Source organism: Desmonostoc vinosum, assembly GCF_059505385.1.
Genome location: NZ_JCACKM010000253.1, coordinates 1 through 6,393, shown reverse-complemented (window position 1 = coordinate 6,393; position 6,393 = coordinate 1). Strand labels below are relative to the sequence as shown.

6 protein-coding genes and 2 pseudogenes are annotated in these 6,393 nt (G+C 40.5%); 5 read left to right on the top strand and 3 right to left on the bottom strand.

Annotated features, from left to right (window positions below):
* Positions 1-194: 194 nt before the first annotated feature.
* Both AC5JMF_RS28220 and AC5JMF_RS28215 read right to left on the bottom strand, forming a co-directional pair.
* The gene (locus AC5JMF_RS28220) at positions 195-848 is read right to left on the bottom strand and encodes a hypothetical protein (RefSeq protein ID WP_495799021.1); all 654 of its coding nucleotides are present in this window, start codon (positions 846-848) and stop codon (positions 195-197) included.
* Between the two features lie 126 nt (positions 849-974).
* Positions 975-2,107, bottom strand: a protein-coding gene (locus AC5JMF_RS28215; protein WP_495799022.1) for an IS630 family transposase whose coding sequence is annotated in 2 segments (ribosomal slippage) — positions 975-1,699 and positions 1,699-2,107 — 1,134 coding nt in all. Because the reading frame shifts where the segments join, the coding sequence is not laid out codon by codon here.
* A 587-nt stretch (positions 2,108-2,694) separates the two neighbouring features.
* On the opposite strand from AC5JMF_RS28215, the gene AC5JMF_RS28210 reads away from it, so the two are divergent.
* The 4 genes and pseudogenes from AC5JMF_RS28210 to AC5JMF_RS28195 all read left to right on the top strand — a co-directional run.
* Positions 2,695-2,946, top strand: a complete 252-nt coding sequence (locus tag AC5JMF_RS28210) for a hypothetical protein (protein WP_495799020.1) — start codon at positions 2,695-2,697, stop codon at positions 2,944-2,946.
* Positions 2,947-3,201: 255 nt separating this feature from the next.
* Positions 3,202-3,567 (top strand): hypothetical protein, encoded by a 366-nt coding sequence (locus AC5JMF_RS28205; protein WP_495799019.1) that lies wholly within the window; start codon positions 3,202-3,204, stop codon positions 3,565-3,567.
* Positions 3,568-3,753: 186 nt separating this feature from the next.
* Complete coding sequence (locus AC5JMF_RS28200; protein ID WP_495799018.1) at positions 3,754-4,146, top strand: helix-turn-helix domain-containing protein; 393 nt, start codon at positions 3,754-3,756, stop codon at positions 4,144-4,146.
* A gap of 241 nt (positions 4,147-4,387) precedes the next feature.
* A pseudogene (locus tag AC5JMF_RS28195) lies at positions 4,388-4,951 on the top strand (alpha-ketoglutarate-dependent dioxygenase AlkB family protein); the annotation flags it as partial.
* Positions 4,952-5,566: 615 nt separating this feature from the next.
* Here the strand turns inward: AC5JMF_RS28195 and AC5JMF_RS28190 are convergent.
* Entirely contained in the window at positions 5,567-5,857 is a 291-nt protein-coding gene (locus AC5JMF_RS28190) for a PEP-CTERM sorting domain-containing protein (RefSeq protein ID WP_495799017.1), read from the bottom strand.
* A 323-nt stretch (positions 5,858-6,180) separates the two neighbouring features.
* Between AC5JMF_RS28190 and AC5JMF_RS28185 the strand changes: the two are divergent.
* Positions 6,181-6,321, top strand: a pseudogene (locus AC5JMF_RS28185) (ISL3 family transposase); the annotation flags it as partial.
* Positions 6,322-6,393 lie beyond the last annotated feature (72 nt).

Sequence of the window (6,393 nt, the reverse complement as noted above, 5' to 3'; positions counted from 1 at the left end):
CTGGTACTGATGGTTCTAGCTGTTGATAAATCACCATTACTTCTATTTCTTTGTCTGTTACGCCCACGGGGATATCAAGATGCAAAATCCCATCAGCCCCAACATGAGAACATAACTTTATGCTTTGCATTACTATTTTCTCCTAGTCCTTAGTTGATTGAGAATTACGTGGTGTCTCATCTATGATGCCGTATTCAGCCTCCAACACACCCAACAATTTCTCCTCCACAGCAGTCAGATAAGCCCGATTCAGCTTCCCCAACCACTGCAATAGATTTTTGACCGTCTCCAAAGAGCGAATCGGAATATATTCGAGCAATGCGATCGCAAAGGAGCTGCATCTGCTGGCATTCAACAGGTAAATAGTTAAATGACTTTAGATGTTGTAATCCAACCGTGTACTCACCATCCCAAGTTCTCACAGTACAGCTAAACTCGTTTACTTGACTGACAATACACCAGCAACCGCCTTTGCCCCTGAGATCGGGATTATCCTTGACTAAAATTTGGCAGACTTCACCGATTTGGTAGGTGTTGGGTATTCTGGTTCGCTCCATTATGCGCTGTACTGCGTCTTTAACAATTCTAGCTGGCGGCACTTTCCCACCAGCTTCCTCTACTGCGGCTTGCCATACTTCCTGCTGCTGTTGAGGTTCAAGTTTTGTTAGTGGTCGAACTTGTCCCTCTGCTGTCGGCAGAATTTGCAGCTTCTGGGATTGGGCTGTCATAGCATCATCCTCAGTTTCATTTTGTGTCCAATTTGGACACATTTTGATCAAATTATCTACAACCTCAGCAGCTTCAATAGTCTGAATGTCGAGCATTGCCAAAAGGTTCTCTTTGGTCACAGGGGCAGCTACTGAAACTGAATCAGCGCTAGTAGCAGGTTGAGAAAACTGATGTGAACCATGTGGTCTAAAAATCTGCGGTGCTGGTTCTTCAATGAGGTCATCTAAATCTAGTGGTCTGTCCCATTAATTTTGCGGGGTTGGATAAATCTTTGAAAGCTTAACTCTGGCATCTGATGTACGAAAACGCCAATTTACACGAACTTGATTAATATTGCGATCGCACTCCCAAGCCGAGACCTGTTTTTCTAAAGTTTCAATATTCGGAATTCTTCGTTGGAGACATTGACGGACAAGTACAGATAGCTCTGATTCAACCATATTTAACCAACACAAAGGTTTAGGTGTATAGTGAATTTCTAATTTTGTGGCAATCCGTCTGGCCTCTGCTGGTTCAAAAACTTCATATAATGCACCGATTGTATGTGTATTTAAGTTATCCATTACCAATGCAATTATCTCGGCATCTGGAAAGTGGATATCAACCAATTCTTTCAGACAAATTGCAAAATCGACTTTGGTACGACGCTCTGTTACTTTGATGTGTCTCCATCCTAAATAGGGAGCAAAATAGGCGAACAAATTACAACTGCCATTGCGTTCATATTCATAATCAAATTTGGTAACCCTTCCTGGCTTATCTTCGGTTTTTGGGACAGGTGGTATTGGTTCATGTACATCTGAAATTAATTGGCATAATCTTTCATCAAAGCATACCAGTGGGCGTTTTGGGTCAACAGCTTGGGCATATAAATCAAGCACATCTTCCATTCGATATACGAATTCTGAACTGATTTTTGGGATACACCACTGTTCTTTTAACCAAGGTTTCAGTTCGTTTTTTTTAAGATTCTACCAACTGTACTTTTGCTCAAGCTATCAACTATTTCTAGACTCACAAGCTGCGAGGCTAACATTCTTAAAGTCCAACGTGTACTTCCAGCAGGTGCATTACTACAAGTTGTTGCTATTAAATATGCTTCCGCAAAATTAGTTAACTTCCGTGGCTTTCCCGGTCGCTTTTTCTCTGTTAATGTCGCTGCTAAACTTTCACTACAGAACTGTTTACGAGTTCGCTCAACTGTTGCTACTGATATGTGTAATATTTCTGCTATTATTTCATCAGTCTTGCCATCCGCAGCCATTAATAATGTGTGTGCACGCCGAATTTCTCTAGCTTTTGCTGAACCCTTTTTGACTAGAACCAGTAGTTCTTCCCTCTGTGATTCACTCAGATTAATTTGATACTTTTTGCTCATACACCCTTTTTCCTTCTTCTGCGATCGCTTGTCTGCTTGTGAGTACCAATGCATCCACATTGCTATTTAATCACACTTGATTATAACCCCGCAAAATTAATGGGACAGACCACTAGGACTTACGCACTGTACAAAATAACTATCTTGTGTATCAACGTAAATACGTTGTTTCAGGCTTTTGTCAATCACCCTTGATTGGGTGCGATCGCTAAAATTTCATTGAAAAATCTAGCTATAAGCCTTGAAAACTATACCTGTTATTTTGACTTTTCTGTCAATGCGTAAGTCCTAAGAGCTTAACTTGAGCTAGAGTTTGCTTTGTGTGGATAGGTTGCGTCATAATATTATTCCTGACTCTACAAGGTTAGGTTTTACAAAAGGCGATCGCTTTGTTTTCCAGACCGGGCGATTGCCTTTTGTTTCGATATCCTTAGTATAGGCTAAAATATTTCCTATGTCAAGTAAAAATATAGGTTTTGATATAGGCAAAGTTGATAAAAGTCTTATTTTATAGGCGAAGTCTAGGCAAAGAAGTAAGATTGGGTATAGGCTAAAAACAATAATTCAACAATGAGGGACGTATATATATGCCAAGAAATCTTGCGGAAGGGGAAACTCAAATGAACTTTCGCATTCCGGAAGAAAAGAAGGATGCTTTTCTAAAAAAAGCTAAAGCGGAAGGTACTTCGGCTAGTAGACTTTTACTTGAGTTCATCGATAATTATTTGGGGATATCGTCAACAAGTGATGAAGAAATTAATAGTATCAAGAAAAAAGTCGCAGAACTTGAGGAGTTTAGAGAGCGTGCTGAGAAAATACTGGGGGAATTAGCCGCCTGAGGAGCGCCTCGGAGCAACTCAGGCTGTCACGCGAACGCATCCGCCAATTTTTAGAACCTGAAGAAAAAACCTCTGAACATTAACATTCAGGGGTTTTGCGGTTATTAAGACTCCTGCTAAGAGCAGGTTTTGTGATCATAGGCTAGCCTAACACCTAGCCTATAAAAATTATATATTTATTCTTGCTTTAATGATTTCCTTAGTATAGGCTAGGATGGTGACTATATTCCAACACTTAATCCTGGAGCAAAGGTGATGACTCAAGATAGACCAGATAGGCTAGACCGGATTGAAGCCACTTTAGAGCGCGTCTCACAGCAACTTGATAACCAGGTAGTAGTGAACGCTGAATTGCGACAGTCAACAAATGAACTGAGACAGTCAGTAAGTGAATTAACTGCATCGGTAAGTGCATTAGTAACAACTGTAGATCTTCACCAACAAGGACTTGAGATTTTAACTCGTGAGTTTAGAGAGCAACGTGCAGAAATCAGAGAGCTACGAACTGACGTGAATCAATTACAACAGTTTGAGGCAACCACCAGCGTTGCACTTGACCGTATTAGTACAGTATTGGAATACCTTGTTAGGCAACCCGGCAACGGAGCAAGTGAAGAATAACCAGAATAATTATTACCCCTGCTCGAAGTTTGCCCCTTCGGCAGGGGATAACCAGATAGTCATCACTTAAGACTATGACTAATCCCACAATACCAAATATCCCTGCGCCTTGCACGGGATTAATTCCGTTCGCCAGCGTAAGCGCAAGAAGCGTAATAGGCTAACAAGCAGTCTTAGAGATTAATCATGAGATGGACGCAAGAAGAAATAGCCACTGTTGAAGAGATGGCTGAACTATTCACCCTCAAGCAGATTGCACACAGGCTGAAAATCAGGGGATATCGCAGGACAACAGGGGCGATCGCAACTAAGTTATACAGTCTGGGGTATTCAGCCCGTCCCATCCTTGATAACTACAGCTGCACAGAAATAGCCAAAGTCCTCAATCTCAATGCAGCTACAGTCTCTCAATGGGTGCGTCGAGGATGGATCAAAACAGTCCGCCGCTCTACCAGACGTTACCAAATCAAAAGCCAAGACTTGAAACGGTTCATTAAAAATCCACCACAACGAGTCAAAAAACGCATCGCTGCCCTTAATAAAGATGCTGTTGAGTACTTAGTTGGGAAAATAGCTTGATTTACGGGGAGTTTACTAATTCCAAAATGTCGTGTGTGAGTTGTTCGATTTACTTTACAAGAAAAACCCCGTTATAGCAGTGAAACGAGGTTTGGGCATATCTAAGTACTTATGCTGTTACTTTACAGCAGATAACGGCTTAGTAAATAACTCCCCAGATAGAAGAAACATTAACGTAGGTTCAAATCAGGTAGCAAATAATACTTACAAACTACAGGTTTTCAGTCAAGGAACAAGCATTATGCAACAGTTAACTCTATTACCAGAATCGACCCCAGCATTACCTGTTACTTACTACCCCAACTTCTTGAGTACAGAAAAAGCCAACGCTCTTTACCAACACTGTCTGCAATTGCATTGGCAACAAAATCAAATACGTATGCTCGGCAAAACTTTATCTGTACCCCGTCTGGAACGTATTTATGGTGACAAAGGCTGCAATTACCTCTACTCCAAGAGTGTGCTGCTCAAACCATTAACTTGGACAGAAAAACTGTCTAACTTGCGTGATCGCATCACTGCGTTAACTGGTTACAAGTTCAATATTGTCATTGGCAACCAATACCGCACGGGTACTGATTCAATCAGGTGGCACGCTGATAATGAATCTTCGACGGGTCTTTCACCAGCGATCGCATCCCTTAGTCTCGGCTGTGTCCGCAAATTCCAAATTAAGCCTATCGGCGGTAGTCCAACTGATTTCTGGCTTGAACACGGGAGTTTGCTTGTAATGCACCCAGGTTGCCAGTTCACGCATCTGCATCAAATACCCAAGACCAACAAAGTCGTTAGCACACGTATTAATCTTACCTTTCGCCCACACGTAGGGCGGATTTTGAGGATTGATAGCGAGTCGGTGTCAGACCCGAATCACCCAGCTTTTGGTTGCATCTCTCACTTGAATGAAATCCTTACCCAGTATGACCTAGTAATAGCTTCACCAAGTTTAGAAACTGGGGTATCTATAGATATTAAAGGTCAAAATGCAAATTCTAATTCCGTGTCAGTCACCGATAATAATGTATTACATACACAAAGTTCTGACACGACACAGGATATTCCCCAAGATTTAGATGAGGTGGCGGTCGTAACGGAGAGTGCTGATAAAGGGTGGAAAGGTTTAAAGCTGCAAATAAGGCAAGGTTTAGAAGGGGCTGGCAGATTCCTATCAACAGTTAGTCACTAAAGTAGGTGAAGCGATTGGAGTTGCTGATGGTGAGCCAGTATGGAACGATTACCTGGGGAGGTGGCAAGTCTGGGTTAACTTTGAAGACGGTTGTAAATCAGTTGTTTGTGATTGGTTGGTAACTGTATAGTTATTTATTGGGTGTTAAACACCCAATAAATAACTATAATTTACTAGAGCAGAGGCGTGTGATGTGTGCAAGGAGCAAGCATACGAAGTGACTTTAGGGGCAAACTAAGCTGTTTGTTTCTCTAAACTTTTTATCTTCTGTTTTGAATATTTTCTCTTGAACGCGGCTCCAAAACCTATAGCTGTTATCGAACTAAGGAGAGTAATAGGTTCGGGAACAATTCTGTAATTTTCCGCAGTAACTTTTGCGTTATAGAAACTCGTATCTGTTTCAGAGCCTAGAATTATCGGATTTGGGCCATTCCATCCTATTAATTCAGTAAGCCTAGATACGTAAGATTTTTGGACTGAAGGTTTATTCTCTTCAAAGATTCGTATCTCTTGGTCTGGGTTCAAATTTACATTAAAGGTTTTTGAATTTACTTCTTTTTTTGTTGGAGGTAAAAGTCCGTAATCAGTAATTCGAGCGTAAGTTTGTCCTATTATAGGAGTCTTTGGTATGGTTCTTTCTCTTACTGTTTTAATTTCACTTAAAAACTCAGGTTCTTCCGCTAATTTTATGGCAAAAATTAAAATAAATTAGATTTTAACAACTACAATTTAATATAAAAAATGGTTAAAGTCTACATATTGTAATAATTTACAAGTTTTCAAATATTATCAAATAGAACTGATGTTACAATATAAATTGTAGCTTACCAAAATTTTAAGCGAACGCTATGAAATTTACTGTAGAAGAAATACTGAATCTTCCCGATATGAAAGTGTTAGATTGTCAAGAGGTCGAAGGTATAGGAATAGTTGTAACAATAGAAAAAGCTGTGAACTATTGTAGTTGTCCGACCTGTGGAAGAATCACTCAAAGGTAAGGATTCAGGTCTAAGAGGCTGTTTGAAAAGTCAGGTAGTTTGTAAAAAAACTCTCTCAGTGTA